This is a genomic window from Pirellulales bacterium (assembly GCA_019694435.1).
In the GTDB taxonomy this organism is placed as follows: Bacteria; Planctomycetota; Planctomycetia; order Pirellulales; family JAEUIK01; genus JAIBBZ01.
In genome coordinates this window covers 95,165-120,303 of sequence record JAIBBZ010000006.1, presented here as the reverse complement: position 1 = coordinate 120,303, position 25,139 = coordinate 95,165, and the positions used below count along the sequence as shown (strand labels likewise).

Genomic DNA, 25,139 nt, shown 5'->3' with positions numbered 1-25,139 from the left:
AACGAACTGCCGGCTCACCGCGCAGACCGCACGACGAACGCAGCCGGCTTATCACCCGCCAGCGGGAGCGCAAAGATCAGGCTGTCGTCCTGGGGTGTAACGGTCACCTCGCGACCGTTGATCGTCAGACGACAGTCGCGTTGGCGCAGCTGCGGCGGCAGAAGCAAGTCAATCTGTCGCGAGCCGGCCGGCCCGGCCAGCGTGCCCTCGACGTGGTCGGCTCGATAGTGAAACGTCAGCCGATGAGCTGCCAGGACGCCGCAACCCTGTTGACCGAAGCCGGCATCGTACCAGTCGTCGGGCACGCAGGGCTGGACGTGCAGCACGCCACGCGTGTCGATCGACAGTCCCAGGAGCGCTTCCTGCACGACCGTCGAGTTATACACGGCCGGATATTCGGCGTACTTCGGCACGGTCAGCATCGCCTCGTCGCCCGGTTGAAAGCGCCCCAGTTGATAGCGCTCGGCAAAGTAGCCCACGCCTCCTCCTGACGGTCGATTGAACAGCGCGTGCGCATCGTCGAGTGTACGCACGATGCCGGCGCCGTCGCCAAAGTGACGGCGCATCAGCACGTCGTAGCGCCAAGTGCGGCCCATCGCCACACAATCCTTGAAAGGTGCCCGCTTGTTGAGCTCGGCGGGACCATAAGTGTCGGCCCGTTCGGCGATCCAGGTCGGCGCGCGCAAGTCGCCGACCTGGTAGAACTCCGCTTCGTGGGCACGAAAGTAATGCCAGACGCGTGCCGCTTGTTCCACCGTGGCGACCTCGAAACCGACCATGGCGAAGTTGGTGTCGGTCATGCCGTGCGCGATGGCCCGGTACGGTTCTTCCGTCGGCAAGACCAGGAATTCGGCCAGGCCCGCGGCGCTATCTGGCCGCGCGGCGCCTTGGACTTGAGTGCCGACAAACCGGACCCAACTCACGCGCCGCGGCGAAAACCGCGCCACCGCCCGCGAAATGCCCAGGTCGTTGAACTCGACTTCGACAGGGCGCGAGCCGTCGCTGAATTCGAGCCGTCCGGCGGCGAACCGTTCGCCCGGTGCGAGTTGTGGATCGGTCCGATTGACGAGCAACACCTGGCCGATCGTTTGTGGTTCGGCGAAGTCGACGCGCAGCCACGCGCCAAGCGACTCGCCGTTGGCAGCCCATTCGTGGCGCCCGCCGGCCCCGATGCCGACGCCGAACGCATCGACGCCGATGCCCAGCACGCCATCGCAGGCCTTCGCGGCGTCATGCTCGGCATCGAGCTGGGACGATGCGGTCACTTTGGCCAGGTTGCGCCTCGCTGCGGCTAGATTGTTGTAAACCAAGTGCTCGACGAAATAGCCGTGCTCGTCGTCCCAGAACAACTTCCGGGCTGCCGCGGTCAGGCGTTCGGCCACGGCCAGCGCGTGCGCAGCGGCCGCAGCCTGATCGAGCACGGTCTCGAGTTCGGCCAGTTTGCGGAATGCCAGGCAGGCCGATGCCTGCGCCACGCCGTCGATCTCGCGGTCGACCTGGTCGAGGTCGTAGGAATGGCTGTACAGCAGTCCGTCGGGATCGATCCAGCCTTCGAGAAAGCGCGCTGCGCTGCGCGCGTGATCGATATTCGCCGCGAGCCAGTCGCGGTCTTGTGAATAGCGATAGATCAAGTCAGCCAGCAGCAGATAGTCGATCGTGGCCACGGTCCGCAGCGGATAGAACACTACGCTGCCGTCGACGGTCGTCTCGGGCCAGATGCCCTGCGGATTGTCCTGCATGGTCGACGGGCGAATGCCGCCGTCGGGCATTTGATAGTGTGCCGTGGTCAAGTCCCATGCGCGCAGCACGCGCGGCAAATCGCCGGCCGTCGCCAGGTAAGCAGCGGCCAGATGCTTGACGTCGACGCCTGGGTACCAGCCGGGATAGTGGCCCGCCACGTCGACGCGCCAGGGGCGCTGCGGATCGGTATGCGGATGCGCGCTCGGCGCCTGACCCAATGGTTCACGACAGGCCGCAAGCGTATTGCTCCAATTCGCTGCGTACACCTCCGCGATCTTCCAATTCGGAAACTCCAGCTCGGGCAGATCGATCGCCAGGCCCGCCGCCTGGGCCTCGGCGCGGCGGCCATCGGCCACGCCGACGATCAGATCGTCGGCGATCTGTATGCTGTGTGCGTCCCCCTGTGCGTCGTCCGGCGCGGCAACGTCGTGGCCGCGCTCGCGCAGGCCCGCGACGAGCGCCTGCCAGGCCTCGTGCTCGGCGCCTTCGAACAGCAGGCGATTGGGAAACCAGGCGTGGTGCAGCCGCGGTGCCGCGACGGCCCGGTCGAGCGGCTCTTCGAATTCGAGCACGCCCAACAGCACGCTGAGCACCGTGTTGGGAATCGTGCGCCCGCCGGGGCTGCCGGTGATCCAGCGCGTCCGCCCGTCGCGCAGCACGAGCGTCGGCGATTGCGAGCTGAGCATCCGTTTGCCGGGCGCGATCACGTTGGCCGGCGTGCCGATCGCCCCGCGGCGGTCGGTGTAGCCGGGGCGCCGATTGAAATCGGTCATCTCGTTGTTGAGCAGAAACCCGGCGCCGCGCACGACGACCCGCGAGCCGTAGCTCTCCTCGAGCGTGTAGGTATTCGCCACGGCCATGCCCGTTGAATCGACGATCGAAAAATGCGTCGTGCTTTCCCCTTCGCCGGCCAGCGGGAGGTCGGCAGCCAGCCGCTCGCTGGGGGTCGCATGCGCCAGGTCGATATCGGCCGCCAACTGTTGGGCGTGGTCCTTGGTGATCAGCTCCGCGGGAATGCGCACGAAGTCGGGGTCGCCCAGCCAGCGCGCCCGGTCGGCGTAAGCGCGGCGCATGGCCTCGGTGATCAGGTGCACCGTGTCGACCGACCAGCGGCCGCGTGCCCGCAGGTCGAACCGTTCGAGGATGTTGAGTGCCGTGACGACGACGATGCCACCGGAGCTGGGAGGCGGCGGGCCGTAGATGTCCCAGCCGCGATAGGTGCCGTGGATCGGTTCGCGCACCTGGGCTCGATATGCAACCAGGTCAGTGGCGGTCAGCAGTCCGCCGCCGGCTCGCATTTCAGCGCACAACGCCTCCGCAATGCGGCCCTGGTAAAAGGCGTCGCGCCCCTGGTCGGCAATCTGCTCGAGCGTCGCGGCCAGGTCGGGCAACACGAGTCGGTCGCCGGCTCGCCACGGTTCGCGGTCGGCATGCCCGTAGACGCGCTGCAGCTCGGCAAAGCCGGCGCTCGTGGCGAGCAGCTTGTTCAAATCGCCGGCCAGCGTGGCATCGAGCACGAACCCCTCGCGCGCAAGCTTCACCGCCGGCTCGACAAGCTCGCGCCATGCCAGTCGTCCGAAACGTTCGTGGGCCAGAGCCAAGCCGGCCACCGTACCGGGCACTCCGACCACTTCGTGGCCTTGCAGGTCGGTGCCGGCGGCGAACATGTCGGGCGTTGCGGCGGCCGGCGCAGTTTCGCGATATTCGATGCACACCGGCGCCGCGCCAGGCGCGGGCTGCACGAGCATGAAGCCGCCGCCGCCGATGTTGCCGGCCTCGGGCCAGACGACCGCCAGGGCCAACGCCACGGCCACGGCCGCATCGACGGCCGACCCCCCGCGCCTTAACACGTCGACGCCGACCTGCGTCGCCAGGGGCGAAACGCTGACCACCATCCCCCGATCGCCGCGGACCGTATGAACCGGCGCGGGAACCTCGGCGGCCGTGGCAGCCACCCCCAGCCAACCGGCACAGGCGACGCTCAAGACGCAGGCCAGCCGTCGTCGCCATGCAAACATCATGAATTGCCTGGATTTGTGTCAAACAAACACAACGCTCATCTTCGCCCGCTGGGAGCTTGGCGTCCGGCGGTTCGAGCACCTATTCTAGTAGGGCTTCGGGCCGCCGGGGGGGCGAGCTGCCGACTGCTGCGGTTTCCTCAAGACTATTTATCCCTGGAGCGCGTCCGATGGCCCGTTTCCTGCGGTTCGAACTCTGTGCCGTGGTGTTGCGCGGCATGATCTGCTTGAGCGCCCTGTGCGCGATGAGCGCGGTGGCCGCCCGGGCCGGGGATTGGCCCACCTGGCGCTACAACGCACAGCGCACCGCCGTGACGCCCGAGGCCTTGCCGGATTCGCTCCGGTTGGCCTGGACCCGGGAGTTGGGCGCGCTGACGCCGGCCTGGAAAGAGGACGAGCGGCTTTGGTTCGACGCCGTCTACGAACCGGTCGCGGCGGGCCAGTTGTTGTTCGTCGGATCGTCTCGCAACGACAGCGTGACGGCCTTCGACACGCGCAGCGGCGAAGTCCGCTGGCGGTTTTTCGCCGAAGGCCCCGTGCGACTGGCGCCCTTGGTGCATCAGGGGCGGGTCTACTTCGGCAGCGACGACGGCAATTTCTATTGTCTCGACGCGGCCACGGGCAGCACGGTCTGGAAGCTCCACGTGGCGCTGGGCGAGCGGCATGTCTTGGGTAACTCGCGGTTGATTTCGGTCTGGCCGGTACGCGGCGGCGCCGTGATGGCGGGCGACAAGATCTGCTTCACGGTCGGCGTGTGGCCGTTCGAGGGGACTTCGCTCTATATCGTCGACGCGGCCACCGGCGGCATCGTCCGCACGGGCGACGTCGGCACCGCTCCGGAAACCGACGATACGACCTTGACCGATCTTTCGCCGCAAGGCCATCTGGCGGCCAGCGGCGATCGCGTGTTTATCCCCTGTGGACGATCCAAGGCGGCATGCTACGACCTGAAGGCCGGTCGGTTGGTCGACCTGGCCTACGACATCAAGGGACGGACCGACTTTTACCTGTCGACGAATGGCCCCTATCTGTTTCACGGCGGCGGGATTTACAACGCCGATACCCGCGAGGCAGTCAGCATCCGCGCCCCCCGGCCGCTCGCGCAAGGCAATCTCGTCTACGCGGCCGACGACGGCGACCTTGTGGCGTATGACCTGACCAAGGTGACGGCCAAGGAAGGCAAAGACCGCCGCGGCAATCCCACGAAGATTCTCACCATCGAAGAACTCTGGCGAATGCCCTGTAGCGATTTGATCGAAGGCGTGCCGACCGAAAAGCTCGCGCGCCAGGATTTTGTCACGGCGCATCCGCTGGAGCTCGATCTCATCGCCGGCACGAAGCTTTACGGCCATCAGGCCGACAAAGTGTTCGCCGTCGAGCTGGGGAGCTCGCCGGAGGCGAAACCGGCGCGCGCGTGGCAGGCCGCCGTGCCGGGCACGCTGAGCCGCGTCATCGCGGCCGACGCGCGCCTGTTCGTGGTGACGCTCGAAGGGGCGATCCACTGCCTGGCCGCAGACGCCGCGGCCCCGGTCCAGTTGGGCGACAAGCCGCAGGAATATGCCGCCAACGACACCTGGACGCGGCCCGTGGCCGAGATGCTCGCCGCCGCCGGCACGCAGGACGGTTATTGCCTGGTGCTGGGCATCAAGGACGGACGATTGATCGACGAGCTGGTGCGCCAATCGAACCTGCAGATCATCGCGCTCGACGCTGACGCCGCGCGCGTGGGCCGCCTGCGCGAGACCTGGCAGGCGCGCGGCCTCTACGGCAACCGTGTCTGCGCCATCGCCGCCGATCCGCTCGCCTATGGCCTGCCGGCTTACCTTGCGTCGCTGGTCATCTCCGAAGACCCGGCGCGCGCCGGGATCGATCGCGGCAGCGAATTTGCGCAAGGCTTGTACGGGGTCTTGCGGCCCTACGGCGGGACGGCTTGGTTCCCGCTCACGGAACCCCAGCATGAGGCCTTCGCCAAGCTCGTCGCGGCCGAGCGGCTTTCCAAAGCCCAGGTCGAGCGGCGCGGCACCTGGACCACGATCACGCGGCCGGGGGCGCTGGTTGGTGCCGCCGATTGGACGCACGAGTACGGCGACCCGGGCAACACGCTGATGTCGCCCGACGAATTGGTCCGCGCGCCCTTGGGCGTGCTCTGGTTTGGCGGCCCGTCGTCGAATCCTGACATCTATTATGACCGCCACGACTGGGGCCCGAGCATGGCGGTGATCGACGGGCGGATCTTCATCAACGGGCCCGAGAAATTGACGGCCGTCGACGTCTACACCGGGCGATTGCTGTGGCAGGTTCCGCTCTCCTCGGGCCGTTCGCTGGGCCGGGCCGGCAACTTCACCGTCAGCGGCTTTCATTTCGTGGCGACGCACGACGCGCTCTACCTGGTGCAAGACAAGCACTGTCTCAAAATCGACCCGGCCAGCGGCGCGACGCAGGCCACGTTCACCTTGCCTGACAAGTCGGATCGCTGGGGGCGAATTCGCCTGGCTGACGATCGGCTGATCGTCGAGGTCTTTCGCGAGCTGGGCCCGCGCGAACCGGTTCCAGCGCGGGTCGTGGCGATCGATCGCCACACGGGTGCCGCCATCTGGTCGCGCGATGCCGAGTTCAGCTTTCCCGTGTTTGCCGTCGGCACCGGCAAGGTGTTCTGCTTCGATGGCCGTCTGGAAAAGTTCTATGCCGACATGCGCCGCAAAGGCCTGACTCCCAAGGCCGGTAAAGAACGGTTCTTGTTGGCGCTCGACGCGGCCTCGGGCGAGGTTCTGTGGCGCGTCCCGACCGAAGTCGTGGTCACCTGGATGGCTTATTCCCAGTCGCTGGGCACCCTCGTGGTTTCGAACAAAGATGGCCTGGCCGCCTATCAAGGAGAAGACGGGCGGATGCTCTGGCGCAAGGATGCCGTCGGCCAAGGCTTTGGCGGGCACCCTGAAAGCGTCTGGGACAAGGTCATCCTGTACAACGACCGGATCATCGACCAGCGCGGGCCGGGCTTGTCCTACTATCTCGAGACGGGCGAACCGATGACGATGCCGCACCCGATCTCGGGCGAGCCCGTGGCTTGGGAATTCACCAAGCAGGGGCATCACTGCAACTATGCCGTGGCCTGCCAGAACCTGCTGACGTTCCGCGCGGCCGATGCCGGCTTCTTCGATATGGTCACCGGAGGCACAGGCCGCCTGAAGGGCTTCCGTAGCGGCTGCCGCAACAGCCTGCTCCCGGCCGACGGCGTGCTCAACGCTCCAAACTTCGCCAGCGGTTGCGTCTGCAACTACTCGTTGTTCACGTCGCTCAGCTTCGTGAACGTGCCTGATGCCGAGATCTGGACCTATAGCGCCCTCAAGGCGCCGGCCGGTCCGATCGATCGCGTGGGCATCAACTTCGGCGCGCCCGGCGATCGCCGCGACCCACAAGGATCGCTGTGGCTCGATTTTCCGAGTGTCGGCGGGTCGTCGCCCGACGTGCCGGTGGAGATGACGCCGCCCGATGCCCGGGTGTTTCGCCATCATGCCAGCCAATTGTCCGGCGCAGGGCTGAAATGGGTAGCCGCCTCGGGCGTCGAGGGCGTGCGGTCGATCCGCATTCCGTTGGGTCGCGGCGGCGACAAGCGGCCCGAGTCGAGCTACACCGTACGGCTCTATTTCGCCGAGCCGGACGATCATCGACCCGGCGATCGGGTCTTCGACGTGTCGCTGCAAGGCGAAAAGGTGCTGGAAAGATTCGATCTCGTCGGCGAAAGCGGAGCGCCGCGACAGATGCTCATGCGCGAATTTGCCGACGTCGATGCCGGCAGCGACCTGCTGTTGGAATTTACGCCGCAACAGGGCCAGCCGCTGATTTGCGGGGTCGAGGTGGTCGCCGAAAAATAATCGCCCGCCCCCAGGCGGCTGCAAGGGCAGCGGCTCGGCCACTTCGATTTGCTAGCAACCGCAGCGTTCTGCTAATATTTCCGCCCTGTGCCGCTAACGAATTCGCACATAGGGGAGGATCTTACAAATGGCTAGCCAATCGCGCCGCAGGTCGATCGCCGTCGGGATTCTGATGCTGGTCTGCCTGACTCTGGGCGCGCGCGAGGCGTTCGCCCAGGCGTCGAAGCCGAACATCGTCGTCATCTGGGGCGATGACATCGGGGTGCACAATATCAGTGCCTACAACCACGGCATCATGGGCTACCGGACGCCCAACATCGACCGGTTGGCCAAGGAAGGGGCGCTGTTCACCGACTCCTACGCGCAGCAAAGCTGCACCGCCGGCCGCGCCTCGTTTATCCTCGGCCAGCACCCGTTTCGCACCGGCTTGTTGACGATCGGCATGCCAGGCAGCGAGCAGGGCATTCCGGAGTGGACGCCGACGATCGCCGACTTGCTCAAGGAGCAGGGTTATGCCACGGGTCAGTTCGGCAAGAACCACTTGGGCGACCGCGATCAGCATCTACCGACGCTGCACGGCTTCGATGAGTTCTTCGGCAATCTCTATCACCTGAACGCCGAAGAAGAACCGGAGACGTACTACTACCCGAAGGATCCCGAGTTCAAGAAAAAGTACGGCCCGCGCGGCGTGTTGCACTGCAAGTCGGACGGCCGCGGCGGACAAACGATCGAAGACACCGGGCCGCTGACCCGCAAGCGGATGGAGACGATCGATGAAGAAGTGCACACGCACGCGATGTCGTTCGTCGATCGCAGCGTGCAGGCCAAGAAGCCGTTCTTCCTTTGGTACAACTCGACGCGGATGCATGTCTGGACGCACCTGAAGAAAGAGTCTGAGGGCAAGACGGGCATCGGGCTCTATCCCGATGGCATGGTCGAGCACGACGGCTTCGTGGGCGGGGTGCTGAAGAAACTCGACGATCTAGGCATCGCCAACAACACGATCGTCATTTACAGCACCGACAACGGTGCCGAGACCGTGTCGTGGCCGGACGGTGGGACCACGCCGTTTCACGGCGAGAAAGGCACGACCTGGGAAGGCGGTTTCCGCATCCCCTTGATCGTCCGCTGGCCGGGCGTGATCGAAGCGGGCTCCGTCAACAACGGCATCATCTCGCACGAGGATTGGATGCCCACGCTGCTGGCCGCTGCCGGGGAGCCGGAGGTCGTCGAAAAACTGAAGCAGGGATACAAGGCCAACGGCCGTTCGTTCGAGGTCCACCCGGACGGCTACAACATGCTGCCGTACTTCAAGGGCGAGGCGAGCGAGAGTCCGCGGAAGGAGATTTACTACTTCGGCCAGGGCGGCGAGCTGAACGCGGTCCGCATTCAAAACTGGAAAGTTCATTTCGCGACCCTGCGGGGCAACATCGCCACCGGCGTTCGCGAAGTCTCGGGCTGGCCGCTGATCGTCAATCTGCGCGCCGACCCCTACGAAAAAGCGATCCACGAAGGCGACGTCGGCTACCTGCGGTGGATGGCCGACAATATGTGGATCTTCGTTCCGGTGCAGGCCTATGTCAGAAAGTTCCTGGGCACAATTCCGCAGTATCCCTTCCAGGAGGGCAGCAGCCTGAATGCGGCCGGGATCAACTACCAGACGTTGAAGGCCGCCGAAGTGCTCAAGCGCCTGGAGACCCTGTCGCCTCCGGGAAATTGATCGGCGCCGAGCGTTAGCGCGGTCCAGGGTGCCGAATCGCGGCGCGCTGGATCGCGCCACCGGCGGCACGCCTGCCGGGGCCCTTCTGCCGAGATGGGCGCCATCGTCAGAAGGCGACTTCGAAGCGCAAGCCGACGACGAGCGAGTTGCGCTCGATGCCGGACGGTGTGATGATGTACTGCAGATCAGGCTGCACGCGGCACCGTTGTGTGGCGTGCAACTTGTAGAACAGCTCCCAGGCCGTCTCTTCGCCGGTCCCTCCTCCATAGAGCTCGGTCCACGCGACGCCGAGGCCGATCACGTCCCGCTCGCGCGACGGAACCAGCCCGGTGTAGATCGCGCCAGCGACAAAGCTGTCGCCAGGCGCATGTTCGGTTTTGAACTGCCCCGGAAAGCGCGGGTAAAAGCCGGTGAACATCGCCAGCCCCTGCAACTCCTGATCGCTACAGCCCGCTTCTCTCGTCAGCCACTGTTCGGCCTGGATGTAATACTCCTGCACGGCGGAAATCGGCAGGCCGGCGATTTCGCCCGGGGATTCGTAGATGGCACCGCAGGCAATCGAACCAGGGAGCCTGGCGTCGAACGCCACATAGATGCGCTCCAACTCGCCGATCGCCAGGATCGAGCCCGTCTCCGAGAACCCCCAACCGCCGGGCGAGGCGAAGGCGCTCCAGACTCCCGTCTTCAACTGCCAACCGTCGGCGACTTGAATCAGGCACAAGGCTGCCATGGATTGATTCGGGTAGGTTGAGAACGCCGTGGACGGGCTGAGTCCAAACGTCGACTGAATGAAGTCTGCAGCCAGGTCGATGCAGAGTAACTCCGTATTCAGATCTTGTTTTCCCAGCCGTACGGTGACCGTGTCCCCGAATAAGCCGACATCCCACCAATACTCTCCGACCCGAGTGACGTTGTCGAAGGCATCGATGTTGCTAAGAACTTGTGCATCGCCCACAAAGTCTTGGGTGAGCCCACGGCCATGGGTATTCTGGCCCAACAGATAGAACCGTCCGGGCAGCCGCCATGGCAACGACTCCGCATCAAGCGTTACGGCCAGGTTCAAGAGCGCCTGATACTGGGTTGCGTCCCGGGTCGTGATTCCACCGCGGGTGTTTGAGAAAACCTCGCCGTAATAGACCGGCTCGAGGGTGAGGGCTGCTTGCGAGCGCCGAACATGCGCTTCCCAAGCGAGATCATTTTCACGAGCGTCCTGCGCGGGTGTTTCAAGCGCCGTGGATGAAGGGGCTGCTTCCGGTGAATGCGGTTCGGTAGCTCGCTGCGGAACGGCTGCGCCCTGTTCGCCGTGGGCGAAGGCCACGTCGCTGGCACACATGATCAAGGCGAAGAATAGGCCGCAGGCGTGCGGGAGCAGAGCGTCAAACAGTCTTGCGACGGGGACGTCGCCTGACCCGTGCAAGACCCGCGTGACCATGGCGACGGTCCGAATGCTCGTCGTAGCGCGATCCGATTTGTGAATAGTTTCGAGGCGCGCTGCTAAAGGGTCAGGTTGGCGCGCACGCCGTAGACGAACGCGTCGTCGGCAATCGCCCCGGCCTCGGGATGGATGTACTGCAAGTCGGGCGTCACGTTCAGCCAGGGGTTAACCTGGAAGTTGTAGAACAACTCGCATGCCGTGCCGTCGCGCGGTCCGAACAGCAGTTGGGGCAGCGGGCCAAACTCGTTGCTCGCGCCGACGTAGTACCAGCCGAGGCCCCAGCGATCACTCTTGCCACGACGTAGTGCACTGTCGCCCGCGATGCCCGCGCTGAGGAAATAGCGAACCGGAGTCGGGTTGCCGTCGCTGATCGACGCACGACCGAACAGGCCCCATCCCCGGTCACCTTGGCCGGGGAATTGCACCAGGTATTGGTCGAAGCCGTAGTAGACGGTCCAGGAATCGTTCAGCGTGGGAAAGCCGGGCACTACCGGCTCGGGATAAACGCCCGGCGGGGGTTCGGCAAAGCTCAAGTCGGTGAGCTCGACGTGCTTCCACATGCCGCCGAGGTGTTGCTCGCCGGGGCGGCCGAAGAATCTCGTGTTGACCTTCACTTCGCCGCCCAGAATTGCCCCCTGGGCGTATAGATCGTCGAGGTCGAAAAAGTCCTGAGTGCGGTCCTTGGGGTCGTAGCAGAACGTGCTGATCATGCCCCACTCTTGCGGCGAGGCGGCGCCGACGACGAATCCGGTGTAGGGCAATCCCAGCAGAAACGCGGGGTTGGCGACAAACGCCTGGTTGACGAACTGCTCGGTCCCGTCGCCGCCGGCAAACGTGTCTTGATCGGCCGCACCCAGGACGTCTTTCTTGCCCCCGAAGACAACGAAATGCTCGGAAAGCGGCTGTGTGAAGACAAAGTTCGTCAGGAACAGGTCGCCCGGATCGTCCGCCGCGGGCGGCAATGCAGCGGGAAACACCGCCGGCGGAAAGGCACCGGTCCGGAGCGACACGTTGCCGTATTCGCCGTACCAGTGCTCGGCCCGGATCAGCAGCTTGCCGTGGGGCAGCCCGCCGAACTTCTCGAGATCGAAGATCAGGTCGTATTCGCCGCGCCCGGTGTAGAGAAAGGTGTTTCCCGGACCGAGCGCGGGCGGAATGAACAGCGCGTTCGGGTCGACGCCGCCGTCGACGCCAAAGCCGAAGTGAGTCGATCGGCCCGCGAAGGTGACCCCGCTTTCCTGCAGTGCAGGACGAATCCCGGTCCAATCGCCGGTCAGGGTCGGCTGTGTCCAGAAGCTGCCGCAACAGCTTTCGCCAACAGCCTGCTGGCATGAACAGCCAGCGGCTTGCGAGCCGCACGTCGATTGTGCGACCGCGGCGCCGCAGCAAAGCGCCGCGTGCAGCACGAACCCGATCCAAGCGAACTTCGTCGTTTTGCGCATCTGCCCAATGCCCGTAACTTGCCGTGAACAGCGGGGCTTGCGAGCCCTACGTGCCCTTCCCGGTTTTGTGTATCGACCCACTTCGTTGGAGGTGTTCTAGAGATCGCGACATCAGATTCGGCAAAGTGGTGCTAGCATCGCGGTACATTCGAAACAACCGCTGCCTTCGCAGTATTGCCTGCATTTCGTTGCTGTGCCTGCAGGCTCCTGCGCAGCTTGGCCATTTCAACCGGACGGCCAATCTCGCCAGCATCGCCGGGCGGGCTCGCATTGACCGGCGGCGTGGGTTTGCGTATTCGTCATTTCGCGAAGTTGTCTCACCAGGCGCCGGCGTCCATGGGTCATGAATCGAGCCTTTCTGCTCACCCTGGTCGTCACCGCAGTCCAGCTGGCCGCCGCGAGGGCTCAAACCCCGTCGACGGCGGGGGCCGTTCCGCCGGGTACCGCCGCGCCGGGCTCCACGGCCACGCCCGTTGAGACCAATGCCCCTGCGGCGCTCGATGGGCTGAGCTTGACCGACGAGCCGGCGACGCGCGTCGACTTCGGCCCGAGCCTGGGCAACTCGTTTCGCCCCTTCGAGAAGCCGCTCGTTCTCCAGCCATCGATTCAGGTACGCGGACGGGTCGAGGCCGAGGCGGTGATGGCCGCGCAATCGGCCGAAAGCAAAGCGATTCTCGGCGATCTGCAAAACGGCTACGGCTTCCGTCGTGTCCGTCTGGGAGCGCAAGGCGAGATCACCGACTCGACGAGTTGGGTGTCGGAAGTCGAACTGGCCGGCGGCACGGTGCGTCTGCGCGACGTGTTCGTCGGGTTCGACGCGATCCCGGGCTTCAGCCAAATTCGCATCGGGCATTTCCGCGAGCCCTACAGCTTGGAGGGCATGACCAGCTCCAACTTCATGACCTTCTTGGAACGCTCGCCGATCAACGTGCTGAGCCCGGCTCGGAATTGGGGTGTTTGCGGCTATTGGTGGCCAGAGACCGAGCGGCTGCTCTTCTCTCTCGGCGCGTTCCGCGACGGCACGCCCAGCAACGGCCAGAGCACCGGCGACGACGATAGCTGGGCCTACACCACGCGGCTGACCGGACTGCCCTACTACGATCCCGACGAGGACAACTTCCGGCTGATTCATCTGGGCGGCGCCGTGTCGTACCGCATTCCGCCGGATGGCGTCATCAACTTCACGCCGCGACTCACATCGAACCTGCTCACCGTCGAGGACAATCCCGGGTCGCCGTTCCTGCCCGCGCTCGATGTCGCGGCCAACGACTACCAGCTCTACAACCTGCAGGCCGCCGGGGTGCTCGGCGCGTTCTCCGTGCAGGCAGAGTGGAGTTCAGCGGCCGTCCAGCAGCCCGACGGAAACTCCATCTTTGTCAACGGTGTCTACGTCTATTACAGCTACTTCCTCACGGGCGAACATCGCAGCTACAACACCACGCGCGGTTCGTTCGACAGGATCAACGTGCTGCGTCCGGTGATGCGCAAGCGCGGCGATCCGCGAGGCGGCTTCGGGGCGCTCGAGCAAGCTACGCGGTTTTCCTACCTGGATTTCTCGTCACCGAATTTGCCTCCCAATATGTCCGGGATACCCACCAGCACGAATCTCTACGAGCTGAGCGTCGCCTTGAACTGGTATCTCAATACGAACACCCGGTTCATGTTCGATTACACCGCCGGAATGCCCGATTGGCTGGCGTTCGGCTCGACCGTTGCGCACACCTTCGGTACCCGCGCGGCCCTCTATTGGTAAGGGCTCCAGCAGCTGCGCCCGCCGCGGCAGCGTCAATCGCGCGGCACATCGCGAAATTTGCGGTGACAATCGACGCAGACTCGCTGCGTTTGCTGGAAGGCCTCGTCGTAGACTGCCGGAGATTGACCTTCGCGCAGCGCCGTCTCCAGTTTGCCGGCGGCCGTTTCATTCGCGGCCACCCCGGCGCGGAACGCCTCGGACCGCGCCTGGCAGTCGGGCTGGCGGGCCAACTCGGTGAAGTGCTCGCGCAGCAGCAAGGCTTCGTGGGCCGGATCGAGATCAGGATGCGCGGCCGGTGGTTTCCAGCCTGCCGCGGCGATCTGCTTGAGCCGTTCGGTCGTCTGGTCGATGGCCACCATCGCGTCGGCCATGGGGGGCAGTTCGACGATCGAGTGGAACTCGACGAGCAGCGCGTCCAACTCGGCCGGATCGATCCGCTGCGCCGATTCCGCCGCGCGGTACAGCCCGCGATAGTTGGGGCTCGTTCCCGCCAGGCTGAGCACGCCGAGGGCGTTCTGCTGCGCGAGCAATCCGGTTTCGACGCAAGCCACGACCGCCGCCGCGGGGCTGCGATGCTTGCCGTGATGACAATGAATGTAAATCGGGCCAGGCAAGGTGGCGACCGCCTTGGCCAGCTCCCGGGCGCGCTGCTGCGAAATGCCGTCATAGCCGTGGGGCAAGTGCACGTAGCGCAGACCGTGACGTTCGGCCGCGGCGACGTCCGGTCGCGCGCCGTCGACGCTGACGATCGTCCGAACGCCCAACTCCGCGAGCTCGGCAAACGCCTCATCTCCTTCGGGCAGTCCTCCGGAGATCACCTGTGGACACAAGCGAATGGCATTGGGGAGATGCCTGGTATCGAGCCGCACCGGTGCGCCCGGCGAGGCTTGCGCAGTGGGCATCATTGGCGCGGTGGATACCGTCGGTGTGGCCGGGGCTGGCGTCTTGGGTGCTTGACCACAGCCCAGTGCAATGACCAGTCCGATTGGGATGATCGCGAGTCTCAATCTCATCAGATCGGTGCCCCTTGTGAGCCAGGTCGACAAACGCAACCTAACTCCGCCACGGGTGGGGAACAAGCTTCCCATCCCGCAGAGTTGACTGTTGCGACTGTCGCAGGCAGTCGATCGACATTGACCCGCGTGGCCCTGGCCGAGAAAATCAAGGGAGTTGGATAGGTGCTTCACGTGCAGGTTGGGAGCCGCCGACAGGTGCGCGCAATTGTCGCTTGGATTACCGCGGGCAGTCTGGCCTGGCACATGATGGTCGGGTGTTGTGCCCACCATGAGCATGCTGGTGGCGAAGCCGCGCATGCAGGGCTCGTCGGCTGCGCCTGTCAGCAAGCAAATACGCATGAACATTCGGACCGAGATTCGGCACCCCGCGACTCGCACCACCCGGCGCCGTCCTGCGACGGCGGACATTGCTCGTTTACCAAGGTCGAGGAGACCTTGCCCGTCGGAGCTTTGCCAGGGCTGATAGCGCCGCTGGCCGTCGACAGCTCGATGATGACGGGCGGAGTCGCCGATCAGACGCCCACCGTCAGGCGGCGATCCGAGGCGGCCCGTCCCCCGTGGCGCTTGGCACTGCACGTTTTGTATCTGCAGTTGCTGATCTGAAGCGACCGCCGGCCCTGCGCCGAGTGGACCGGAACCCCGCTTGCGGGCAAGCCGGACACTTGCCGGAACGCGGCGCGGGCCATGCCGGCCATTCTTGCTCCCGGCTGCTTCGCCTGATCGATTGAACTTGTTCCAGAGACGCCATCATGGCCGAAATACCTTTGTCGCACGAACCATCGACTGTCGATCCGATAGCGCCCGCGCCTCGCCGGCGTTGGCTGCGCTGGGTCGGACTCCTCTTGATCTGCGGACTGTCGGTTGCCGCGGGCATCGTGCTCGATCGACATCATCTGCACCCGGACCTCGTCACGAGCAGCCCACCACAGCCAGCAGACGAGCACGGTCATTCGCACGATGACGGCCACGATCATGCCGACCATGACCACGACCACAGCCATGCTGAAGATCACAGCCATTCGTCCGCGGAAGAAGCGTCGATGGTCGAAGTCTCGGCCCCCAGCCGAGGCAGCATCGGGCTGCAGGTGTCGGCCGTCGGATTGAGCGCCTTCACCAAGACGATCACCGTCCCGGCCATAGTCACCGAACGGCCGGGCCAGTCGCACGTGGCGATCACGGCGCCGCTGACGGGCGTGGTCACCGCGATCCATGCGATTCCTGGCGAAGCGGTCGAGCCCGGCCAGGTGCTGTTCGATCTGCGGTTGACGCACGAAGAACTCGTGCAATTGCAGGGCGAGTTTCTGCGGACGCTCGAGGAGCTCGATGTCGTCCAGCGCGAGATTCAGCGCGTCGAAGCGATCGCAGCCGAAGGTGCCATCGCCGGCAAGGCGGTGCTCGAACGCAAATACGAAGAACAAAAGCTCGCCGCGGCGATTCGTTCCCAAGAGCAAGCGCTGATGCTGCATGGGCTCAGCAGCGAACAGGTCGCGGGCATTCGACAGGATCGCAAATTGCTCGGCGCGATCACCCTGCGCGCGCCGGCGGCGCCGCAGCCCAGCAGCCCGCAGGAAAAGCCCGCCGACTTCTGGCAAGTCGAAGACCTGGCCGTCGAACCGGGGCAGCACGTCGATGCGGGTGCCGCGCTCTGCACATTGGCAGACCACTCGCTGCTGTATGTCGAGGGCAAGGCCTACGAGCAGGACGTCAACGCCTTGAACCATGCGGCGCAGCAGAAATGGGAGATTTGCGCCCTGGTCGATCAGGGGCAGCCGCAACCAGAAGAAGTCTGCAGTCTGAAGCTGCTCTACGTGGGCAATCGGGTCGATCCCGAGTCGCGGCTGGTCTCCTTCTTTGCCACGCTGCCCAACCAGTGTGTTCGCGATGCCCGCGTCGAGGCGGGCAAGCGCTTCGTCAGTTGGCAGTTCCGCCCCGGCCAGCGGTTACAGGTGCGCGTGCCCGTCGAGATCTGGCAGGAAAAGCTCGTCTTGCCTGCCGACGCCGTCGTACAAGAGGGGCCCGAGTCGTACGTCTTCCGCGAAGACGGTGATCATTTCCATCGCTGCGCCGTCGAGGTGCAATACCGCGACCAGTTCAACGTGGTGCTCGGCGAGAAGAATGAGATCGGCCCCGGAGATCGTGTAGCCATCCAGGGTGCTCAGCAATTGTATCTGGCGCACAAGAACCGCGCCGGGGGTGGCGCAGAAGCGCACCACCACCACGATCATTGAGCGCACGGCCGTCGCGGACTTCCTCCTCCTAAGAATCTTTCGCCATGCTCAACGCGATTATCCGCCTGGCCTTGACCTACCGTGCGATTACGATCGCTGCGGCGCTGGCGTTGCTGGTGTACGGCGGTTGGACGTTGGTCCATTTGCCGATCGACGTCTTTCCCGATTTGAATCGTCCCCGCGTGACGATCCTCACCGAGGCCCATGGCCTGGCACCCGAGGAAGTCGAGACGCTGGTGACGTTTCCGCTCGAATCGATGCTCAACGGGGCGACCGGCGTACAGGCCGTGCGCAGCTCGTCCGCAGCGGGATTGTCGGTGATCCACGTCGAATTCGCCTGGGGCACCGATATCTTCATCGATCGCCAGATCGTCACCGAGAAGATCGCGCAGGTCATGTCGCGCTTGCCCGAGGGCGCGCGGCCGCAACTGGCGCCGATCTCTTCGATCATGGGTCAGGTCCTGCATATCGGGATGACCAGCACGGGCCCCACCAACGCCATGGAGTTGCGGACCCTGGCCGATTGGGTCGTGCGGCAGCGCTTGCTGACCATTCCCGGCGTGGCGCAGGTGGTCACCATGGGCGGCGGTCGCAAACAGTACCAGGTGCTCGTCAATCCCGATTCGTTGATGAAATTCGACGTCACGCTGGCCGACGTCGAGCAGGCCGTGGCCGCGAGCAACGCGAACGCCACGGGCGGCTATCTCGACTCGGGCGGCAGCGAGCTTTTGGTCCGATCCTTGGGGCGCGTCCGTTCGCTCGCCGATCTGGGCCGGGTCGTCGTCAAGCCGCGGTCCGATCGGCCGGTGTTGCTCGAGCAAGTGGCCCGGGTCGTCGAAGCCCCGCAGGTCAAACGCGGCGATTCGGCCATCAATGGCGAACCGGGCGTGTTGCTGGTGATCTCCAAGCAACCGGGAGCCGACACGCGGCGGATGACCGATGCCGTGATGGCGGCGCTGGCCGAATTGCAGACGGCCCTACCCCCCGACGTCCGGCTGCACCCCACCATCTATCAGCAGAAGCAGTTCATCGAGCTGAGCATCACCAACGTGATCGAGGCACTGCGCGACGGCGGCATCCTCGTCGTGATTATCTTGCTGATCTTCTTGCTCAATTTCCGCACGACGTTCATTACCCTGACGGCGATCCCCTTGTCGATCGTCGTGACGGGCCTGGTGTTTTATGCCCTGGGCATGTCGATCAACACCATGACGCTCGGCGGGCTGGCGGTGGCGATCGGCGAGCTGGTCGACGACGCGATCGTCGACGTCGAGAACATCTTTCGCCGGCTGCGCGAAAACCGGCATTCCGCGAGCCCGCGGCCGGCGCTACGCGTCGTCTACGAGGCCAGCAGCGAGGTCCGCAGCTCGATCGTCTTCAGCACGCTCTTGGTCGTGCTGGTGTTCGTGCCGCTGTTCGCGATGGGTGGCATGGAAGGTCGGCTGTTCACACCTTTGGGGCTGGCCTATATCGTCTCGATTCTCGCTTCGCTGGCCGTTTCGCTGACGGTTACGCCGGTGCTGTCGTACTGGCTGCTGCCCAACATGCGCGCCGCCGGGCACGACCGCGACGGCTGGCTGCTGCGCGTGCTCAAGGCGCTGGTGCGTCGGACAATCCGCCTCAGCCTGCGTTGGCCGGCTTTCATCCTCGGCGCCGTCGCCGTGGCCGTCGCGGTGAGCGTGTTTACCGTGTCGCACCTGGGTCGCGATTTCTTGCCGCCGTTCAACGAGGGCAGCGTGCAGGTCAACGTCTTGCTGCCGCCCGGCACGTCGCTGGCCGCTTCGAATGCCATCGCCGCCGAGGTCGACCAGCAGGTCAAACAGATCGAAGGCGTCGTCGCGTTCGGCCGGCGCACCGGTCGAGCCGAGTTCGACGAACACGCCGAGGGAGTGAACGTCTCCGAGATCGTCATCAGCTTCGATCCGCACGTCGATCGTTCGCGCGAAGAAATCCTGGCCGAGCTGCGCGAGCGCCTCGGGCGCGTGCCCGGGGCGCTGATCGGCGTCGAACAGCCGATCGCTCACCTGATCTCGCACATGCTCTCGGGCGTCAAGGCGCAGATTGCCGTGAAGGTTTTCGGCGATGACCTGCCCACCCTGCGCCGCGAGGCCGAACGGATGAAGCAGGCGATGTCCGAGGTGGCGGGCGTGCGCGATTTGATGGTTGAGCCGCTGGTCGAGATCCCGCAATTGCAGATCCAGATCGACCGCGCGCGGCTGGCGCAATACGGACTGCATTCGGACCAGGTCAATCAGTTCGTCGAAACGGCGATGAACGGCCGCGTCGTCTCCGAGGTCGTCGAGGGCGAACGCAAATTCGACCTCGTCGTGCGGCTCGACGAGCCTTTCCGCCAGGACCTCGCGCGGTTCGGACGGTTGGCGCTGAACCTGCCCTCGGGCGGCGTGGTGCCGCTGCAGGCCGTGGCCGAGATTCGCCAGGCAAGTGGCCCGAATACGATCAATCGGGAAAACGTCCGCCGCCGCATCGTACTGCAATGCAACGCTGCAGGCCGCGACCTGGGGAGCATCGTCGACGAGATCCAGTCCCGACTCGCACCGATTCAGGCCGAGCTTCCCACGGGGTATTTCGTCGAATACGGTGGTCAGTTCGAAAGCCAGCGCTCCGCCACACGGGCCATCGGGATGCTGAGCCTGATCTCGCTGGCCGGCATGTTTCTGGCGTTGTACACGCTGTTCCGGTCAGTCAATCTCTCGCTCCAGGTGCTGGCCGCGCTGCCGATGGCGTCGATTGGCGCCGTGGGGGCGCTGGTGGTCACCGGGCAATCGTTGACCGTCGCCAGCCTCGTTGGATTCATTTCGCTGGCCGGCATCGCCTCGCGCAACGGCATCCTCCTGGTGGCCCATTACCTGCACCTGGTGCGCTACGAGGGCGAGGACTTTACCCCGGCGATGATCGAACGCGCCGGACAAGAGCGTCTGGCGCCGATGTTGATGACGGCCCTGACCGCCGGCATTGCGCTGGTGCCGCTCGTCGTGGCCGGTGGCGAACCGGGTAAAGAGATTCTCTACCCAGTGGCGACGGTGATTCTCGGCGGCTTGATCAGCTCGACGCTGCTGGACTTCTTCGTCCACCCCGCGCTGTTCTGGATCTTCGGCCGGCACCAGGCGGCACGCGTCTGCCGCGAGCACCTGGAACAACGAGATGCCGAGAGCGAACTTGAAGCCCCCGAGTTGGCACCCTCGATTTGACGAGCCGCAGCCCAGCGCCGGCGGCCCGGCCCTGTTGGCCCGGTGTTACAGCTCGTCGAGCCCGCTCATAAGCTTGTCGACCTCCCGGGCATAGTCGACCGGGCGGGCGGTGCGGGTTTCGGCCAGATCGAGCGCGTCGCTATCGGCCGGCGGATCGACAGCCGGCATTGGATCCGCAAGCGTGCTGGCAGGCATCTGCATCGAGCTGGAGGTGATCATCGCCAAAGGCAGCGCAGACGGCACGCTCGGCTGGCTCGCAGCGGAATTGAGCAGCGTCGTGGCGTTCAGGCCGCTACCGGCCGTGTACTTCCCGGCCAGCGGCAGGCCGTTGCCCGAGCCGACGACCAGCGGGGCGACATCGGCCACGCCGGTCGTGTTCGAATTGCGGAGGAACAACTGCCCGGTGACCGGGTTGTATACGCCGACCGAATCGCTCTCGTCGCTGTTCCAGTCGCCGCTGACGGGTAGCCAACTGGCCATCCCGTAGTTGAACGGTGTGACGTCGGCCACGCCGGTCGAGTTGGTATTGCGCAGGAAGAACGAGGCCGAAGAAGGTTGGTACAGGCCGATGGTGTCGATGCCGTCGCCGTTCCAGTCGCCGACCACGGGCCGCCAGTTCGGCAGGCCATAATTGAACGGCGCGATGTCGGCCGTGCCGGTCGTGTTCGCGTTGCGGAGGAAGAACTGCGCCGTGGCCGGATTGTAGAGGCCGACGGTGTCGATGCCGTCATTGTTCCAGTCGCCAGCCAGCGGGATCCAACCCGGCATGCCATAGGTGAACGGCGTCACGTCGGCAATCGAGTTGCCCAGCGCATTGGACAGGAAGAACTGCGCGGTGGCCGGGTTGTAGAGGCCGACGGTATCGATGCCGTCGCCGTTCCAGTCGCCGGAAATCGACAGCCAGCCCGGGATCCCCATCGTCCAGTTCATGTTGGGTGCGCCGGGGTTGCCGGGGAAGCCCACGGCAAACTGCGCACTGGCCGGTGCGAAGGCGCCCACCCACACGTTGGCGGCAACCTGCGCAATGGGCGGCCCATCAATCAGCAGCGTGTCGCTATCAAAGCCCACGCCCTGATTGCGGTTGTTCACCTCGTTGCTCTCGAGCACGGCGTCGGTGGCATCGATGAGCATGCAGATGTACGCCGGGACCGCGGAAAAATTGCCAGGCAGCGTGAGAGATTTCGTCAGAATGCCGGTCGAGCCGGAGATCGGCAAGCCATTGATCGCTTGCTCGCCGAGGAGCGTATCGGTGCCGCCGGCGCCGAGAATCGGATTGTTGCTCACGTAGAAGCGGACCACGAAGTTGCCCGCTCCGGCCACGGCCGAGGCATTGACGACGGTGTACTGGATATCGACCTTAGTGCCCGGCGCGGCCGTCGTCTGCACGACGTTGAAGCCGGCGCCTTTCAAGTCGCTGAGCAACACCGGCGGCGGAGGCGGTGTCACGACGACCAGGTTGTCGCTGTCGAGACCGGGGCCGCGATTGCGATTATCCTCCTCGTTCGATTCGCCGATCACTCCGGCCGGATCGATGATCATGCCGATAAACAGCGGTCCCAGCGGCGTCTGAGCCGGCAGGGTCAGTTGCTTGGCGAGGATCCCGGTATTGGCGAACGCGCCCAGACTGGCGAAGGCCTGCGTGCCCAGCAAGACGTCGGCCGTGCTGATGTCCTCGTCGCTGCTCGCGTAGAAGCGCACTTCGAAGGCCCCGGCCGCCGCGGCGCCTTGGTTCTCGACGCGGTACTGGATGTCGAAGCTGTTGCCGGCCGTCACCTCCGCGGGTACGACGTCGAAAGACGTGCCGCGGAGTTGAGGCAGGTTGACCGTGGCGGGGTCCGGCGGAACGATCTCGGTGACCTCGCGGTCGAGCAGCGATCCGCGGTTGGCGTTGTCGCCCTCGTTCGTTTCGGCGATTGCGCCGAGCGGATCGACAATCATGCCGATGTAGGCCGGCCCGGTTTGCGTGCCCAGCGGCAGGTCGAGCGTTTGCAGCAAGTTGCCCGTGTTCGCGCCGATCGCCAAGCCGGGAATGATCCGCGTGAACAGCAGGGTGTCGCCGGTCGTGATGGCCTCGTCGCGGCTGAGATAGAACCGCACCTCGAACGAAGGCGCCGCCGTGCTGCCGTTGTTCTCGACGGTGAATTCCGCGTTGAACGGCGTGCCGACCGACACTTGTGCGGGCAAGAGGTTGAAATGGGTACCCCGCAGGTTGGCAGGGGGCGCGTTGAGCGTGATGTTCAGCGTTTCGAGGTCGATGGTCTGGCCCAGGTTCGCGTTGTCCGTTTCGTTCACCTCGCTGACCTGGATATCGGCGTCGACGATCATGCCGATGGTGTAGGTGCCTGTGCCGTTCCAAAATGCCGAATCGACCTGCGGCAGCGTGACGATCTGCGTCAGCAGCGGCGAGAGCGTGGACTGGGTCAGGCCGGTGAACAGGTACTGGCCGATGAAATAATCGGTCGTCGTAATCTGGTTGTCGTGGCTCAGATAAAAATTCACCCGGAACGGACCAGCGTTGACGTTACCCGTGTTTTCGACCTTGAAATGGATGGGCACCGCGGTACCGGCTGAAACGTCGCTGGGTACCACGTCGAACATGCGGCCCTTGAGATCCGGGCCCGGCGGCAGGATGGTGATCTGGATCGTATCGTAGTCCGTACCCTGTCCGACGCTGAAGTTGTTGGTTTCGTTCGCCTCGGGAATATCGTCACCGAAATCGGTGAACATCGTGATGAAGTAGGTGCCGTTGCCCGCGCCGTAGATCGGGTTTTCAGCAGCCGGCAGGACGAAGTTCTTCGTCGCCGTCGGCGTGACCGTATTGCGCGTCAGACCGTCGAAATGCTGGGACCCGAGGAAATAGTCCGACGGATCGAGGCCGGTGTTGGTGCTGAGATAGAAGTGCACGTCGAATGGGGCATTCACATCGACGTTGCCGTTGTTGGCGATCTGGTAGTTGACTTGAATCGGGGTGCCGGGCGTACCCGCATCGGGCGTCGCGAGGAGGGACGCCCCGGTCAAGTCGATGCCCAGGCCGAGCGGATCGACGAATAGTGGGACCTTGTCGATGCCGATGCTCACTCCGAGGTTGTTGATCTCCGATTGTTCGTAGGCTTCATCGTACGCGTCGGTGATCATCAACAAGTACATCGTACGCGGCGTGATATTGCCGAAATATGCGATGTTCGTCGGCCCTGGCAGGACGACCGACGCCGTGCGCAACGACGACTGCGTGAGTCCGCCCAAACCGTCGACGGTGTACTCGCCGACAATGGCGTCGAAGAGCGGCTCGTAGGACTGATTGTTGCTCAGGACGAATTGCACGCGGAAATAGGGCGCCGCGATCTCACCGGCGTTGCGAACCCGGTATTGGATCGGCACGGTGTCGCCGCCGCTGGCGGTCGTCGTGCCGACGGCCGCGAACGACGCACCGAGCAAGTCGGAGAGTTCACCCGGCCAGAGCGTGTCGTAACCCATCAGATCGAAGATCCGCCGATCCGATCGCTCCACCAGAGTCTCGACGTTGAATTCCCCGGTCGGGTCCATGATGCCGACCTGCGTGCCGGTGAAGAACTCGTCCTTCCAGTGGCTCGCCTGGCCGCCGTCGCCGGTCTTCGAACCGGTCGACATCCGCCATTCGTCCTCAATCGTGTCGGTGACTGCTTCGCCTCCGGACGCCAGGAATCGCGGGAAATTGCGGAAGTCCGCCGCCGACGTCGGATCGTGTCCAGGGACGTCGTTTTCAAAACGGAACAAATCGAGCAACGTCGGCGCGACGGGGCTGGTGGTGAAGTTGAAGATCGCGTTATCGACGACGTCGACATCCGAAACAAACCCGAGCAAGTGGCCGATCTCGTGCAACATCACGGAGAGGACCGAGTAGCCATTGATGCCATTGGTGTCGTCGAAATCCCAAGCAATAGCGGCATCGGTGCTGAGCGTGATCTTCCCGTCGCTCGGTCCAAACGCCTCGTCGAGCCCGCGGAAGCCCAAGGCCTTTAAGTTCGCCTTGTTGCCGGCGACGGCGCCGGTGAGATTGAATCCGATCGGCACGATGGCCGACGCTTCATTGGAGAGCGGCAACGAGTTGACGATCGCATCGTCCGGCTCGGCGTCGTTGATCAACGCCTGGCGCATCGTCCCATAGTCGGACAAGAGGGGCACCGACGACGTGACGCCCAACACCCCGGGAGGAAGTCCCCCGATGTCGGCGTCGATGAAAATCGTCACCGGGTCGTCGAAGAACTGTTCCCAGACGTCGGCCGCCTTCTCATAGTTGACCCACCAGGCCCGGTTCTGTGGCTGTGTGAGCGCATCGCTGGGCAGGATCACGATCTCGAATGGCGAGTTACCGCCAGGATCGCCAGGTTCGGGAAGGGCAGCTTGCATTGCCGCGAGGCTCTGGGCCTCGGCCGAGCCCGGCACGATTTCGGTGAGCGACGTGCCATTCGCATACAAATAGGTGCGTTGTTCCTGGCCGGCGGTCAGCACGCCCGGATTGCCGTATGCCGGAAAAGGGACGACGTGCGTCGGCACCGGAGCGGCCGCAAGCAGTTCGCGCCGCTCCAGCATCTCGGCGTGGACCCGATGGGTTTTGGCACGCGACGAATTCCACCGCATCATACTGCTCCCTGATTACCTGGGCGGCCCGTACCGCCCGCCGGATCGCAAGTGGCGATCGGCGTCAAACTCGATTGCGAGACGCAGTC

The 25,139-nt window shown here is 64.6% G+C and carries 10 protein-coding genes; 5 read left to right on the top strand and 5 right to left on the bottom strand.

Going from position 1 to position 25,139, the window contains the following annotated elements; translation table 11 throughout:
• Window positions 1-14: 14 nt before the first annotated feature.
• A complete protein-coding gene (gene ggt, locus K1X74_07560) occupies window positions 15-3,761 on the bottom strand; it encodes a gamma-glutamyltransferase (GenBank protein ID MBX7166190.1) in 3,747 nt (1,248 codons plus the stop codon).
• Window positions 3,762-3,928: 167 nt separating this feature from the next.
• Here ggt and K1X74_07555 point away from each other — a divergent pair, with 167 nt between their 5' ends.
• Entirely contained in the window at window positions 3,929-7,630 is a 3,702-nt protein-coding gene (locus K1X74_07555) for a PQQ-binding-like beta-propeller repeat protein (GenBank protein ID MBX7166189.1), read from the top strand.
• Window positions 7,631-7,802: 172 nt separating this feature from the next.
• Window positions 7,803-9,350, top strand: coding sequence for an arylsulfatase (locus K1X74_07550; protein ID MBX7166188.1), 1,548 nt, complete (start codon window positions 7,803-7,805; stop codon window positions 9,348-9,350).
• A 106-nt stretch (window positions 9,351-9,456) separates the two neighbouring features.
• Here the strand turns inward: K1X74_07550 and K1X74_07545 are convergent, their stop codons facing one another.
• Complete coding sequence (locus K1X74_07545) at window positions 9,457-10,668, bottom strand: carbohydrate porin (GenBank protein ID MBX7166187.1); 1,212 nt, start codon at window positions 10,666-10,668, stop codon at window positions 9,457-9,459.
• A gap of 176 nt (window positions 10,669-10,844) precedes the next feature.
• Window positions 10,845-12,227, bottom strand: a complete 1,383-nt coding sequence (locus K1X74_07540; GenBank protein MBX7166186.1) for a carbohydrate porin — start codon at window positions 12,225-12,227, stop codon at window positions 10,845-10,847.
• 343 nt (window positions 12,228-12,570) lie between these two features.
• Here K1X74_07540 and K1X74_07535 point away from each other — a divergent pair, with 343 nt between their 5' ends.
• Window positions 12,571-13,980 (top strand): hypothetical protein, encoded by a 1,410-nt coding sequence (locus K1X74_07535; protein ID MBX7166185.1) that lies wholly within the window; start codon window positions 12,571-12,573, stop codon window positions 13,978-13,980.
• A 32-nt stretch (window positions 13,981-14,012) separates the two neighbouring features.
• On the opposite strand, the gene K1X74_07530 is transcribed toward K1X74_07535, so the two are convergent.
• Entirely contained in the window at window positions 14,013-14,885 is an 873-nt protein-coding gene (locus K1X74_07530) for a hypothetical protein (protein MBX7166184.1), read from the bottom strand.
• An 860-nt stretch (window positions 14,886-15,745) separates the two neighbouring features.
• Between K1X74_07530 and K1X74_07525 the strand changes: the two genes are divergently transcribed.
• Both K1X74_07525 and K1X74_07520 read left to right on the top strand, forming a co-directional pair.
• On the top strand, window positions 15,746-17,224 hold the full coding sequence (locus tag K1X74_07525; protein ID MBX7166183.1) for an efflux RND transporter periplasmic adaptor subunit: 1,479 nt from the start codon (window positions 15,746-15,748) through the stop codon (window positions 17,222-17,224).
• A gap of 44 nt (window positions 17,225-17,268) precedes the next feature.
• A complete protein-coding gene (locus K1X74_07520) occupies window positions 17,269-20,433 on the top strand; it encodes a CusA/CzcA family heavy metal efflux RND transporter (protein ID MBX7166182.1) in 3,165 nt (1,054 codons plus the stop codon).
• 45 nt (window positions 20,434-20,478) lie between these two features.
• Here K1X74_07520 and K1X74_07515 read toward each other — a convergent pair whose 3' ends face one another.
• On the bottom strand, window positions 20,479-25,053 hold the full coding sequence (locus K1X74_07515) for an NF038122 family metalloprotease (protein MBX7166181.1): 4,575 nt from the start codon (window positions 25,051-25,053) through the stop codon (window positions 20,479-20,481).
• Between the last annotated feature and the right edge of the window lie 86 nt (window positions 25,054-25,139).

What these genes read in the sequence shown, in the direction of transcription:
- ggt (MBX7166190.1), bottom strand. Translation starts at nt 3,761, where the DNA reads ATGATGTTTGCATGGCGACGACGGCTGGCCTGCGTCTTGAGCGTCGCC.
- K1X74_07555 (MBX7166189.1), top strand. Translation starts at nt 3,929, where the DNA reads ATGGCCCGTTTCCTGCGGTTCGAACTCTGTGCCGTGGTGTTGCGCGGC.
- K1X74_07550 (MBX7166188.1), top strand. Translation starts at nt 7,803, where the DNA reads ATGCTGGTCTGCCTGACTCTGGGCGCGCGCGAGGCGTTCGCCCAGGCG.
- K1X74_07540 (MBX7166186.1), bottom strand. Translation starts at nt 12,227, where the DNA reads ATGCGCAAAACGACGAAGTTCGCTTGGATCGGGTTCGTGCTGCACGCG.
- K1X74_07535 (MBX7166185.1), top strand. Translation starts at nt 12,571, where the DNA reads ATGAATCGAGCCTTTCTGCTCACCCTGGTCGTCACCGCAGTCCAGCTG.
- K1X74_07530 (MBX7166184.1), bottom strand. Translation starts at nt 14,885, where the DNA reads ATGATGCCCACTGCGCAAGCCTCGCCGGGCGCACCGGTGCGGCTCGAT.
- K1X74_07525 (MBX7166183.1), top strand. Translation starts at nt 15,746, where the DNA reads ATGGCCGAAATACCTTTGTCGCACGAACCATCGACTGTCGATCCGATA.
- K1X74_07520 (MBX7166182.1), top strand. Translation starts at nt 17,269, where the DNA reads ATGCTCAACGCGATTATCCGCCTGGCCTTGACCTACCGTGCGATTACG.
- K1X74_07515 (MBX7166181.1), bottom strand. Translation starts at nt 25,053, where the DNA reads ATGATGCGGTGGAATTCGTCGCGTGCCAAAACCCATCGGGTCCACGCC.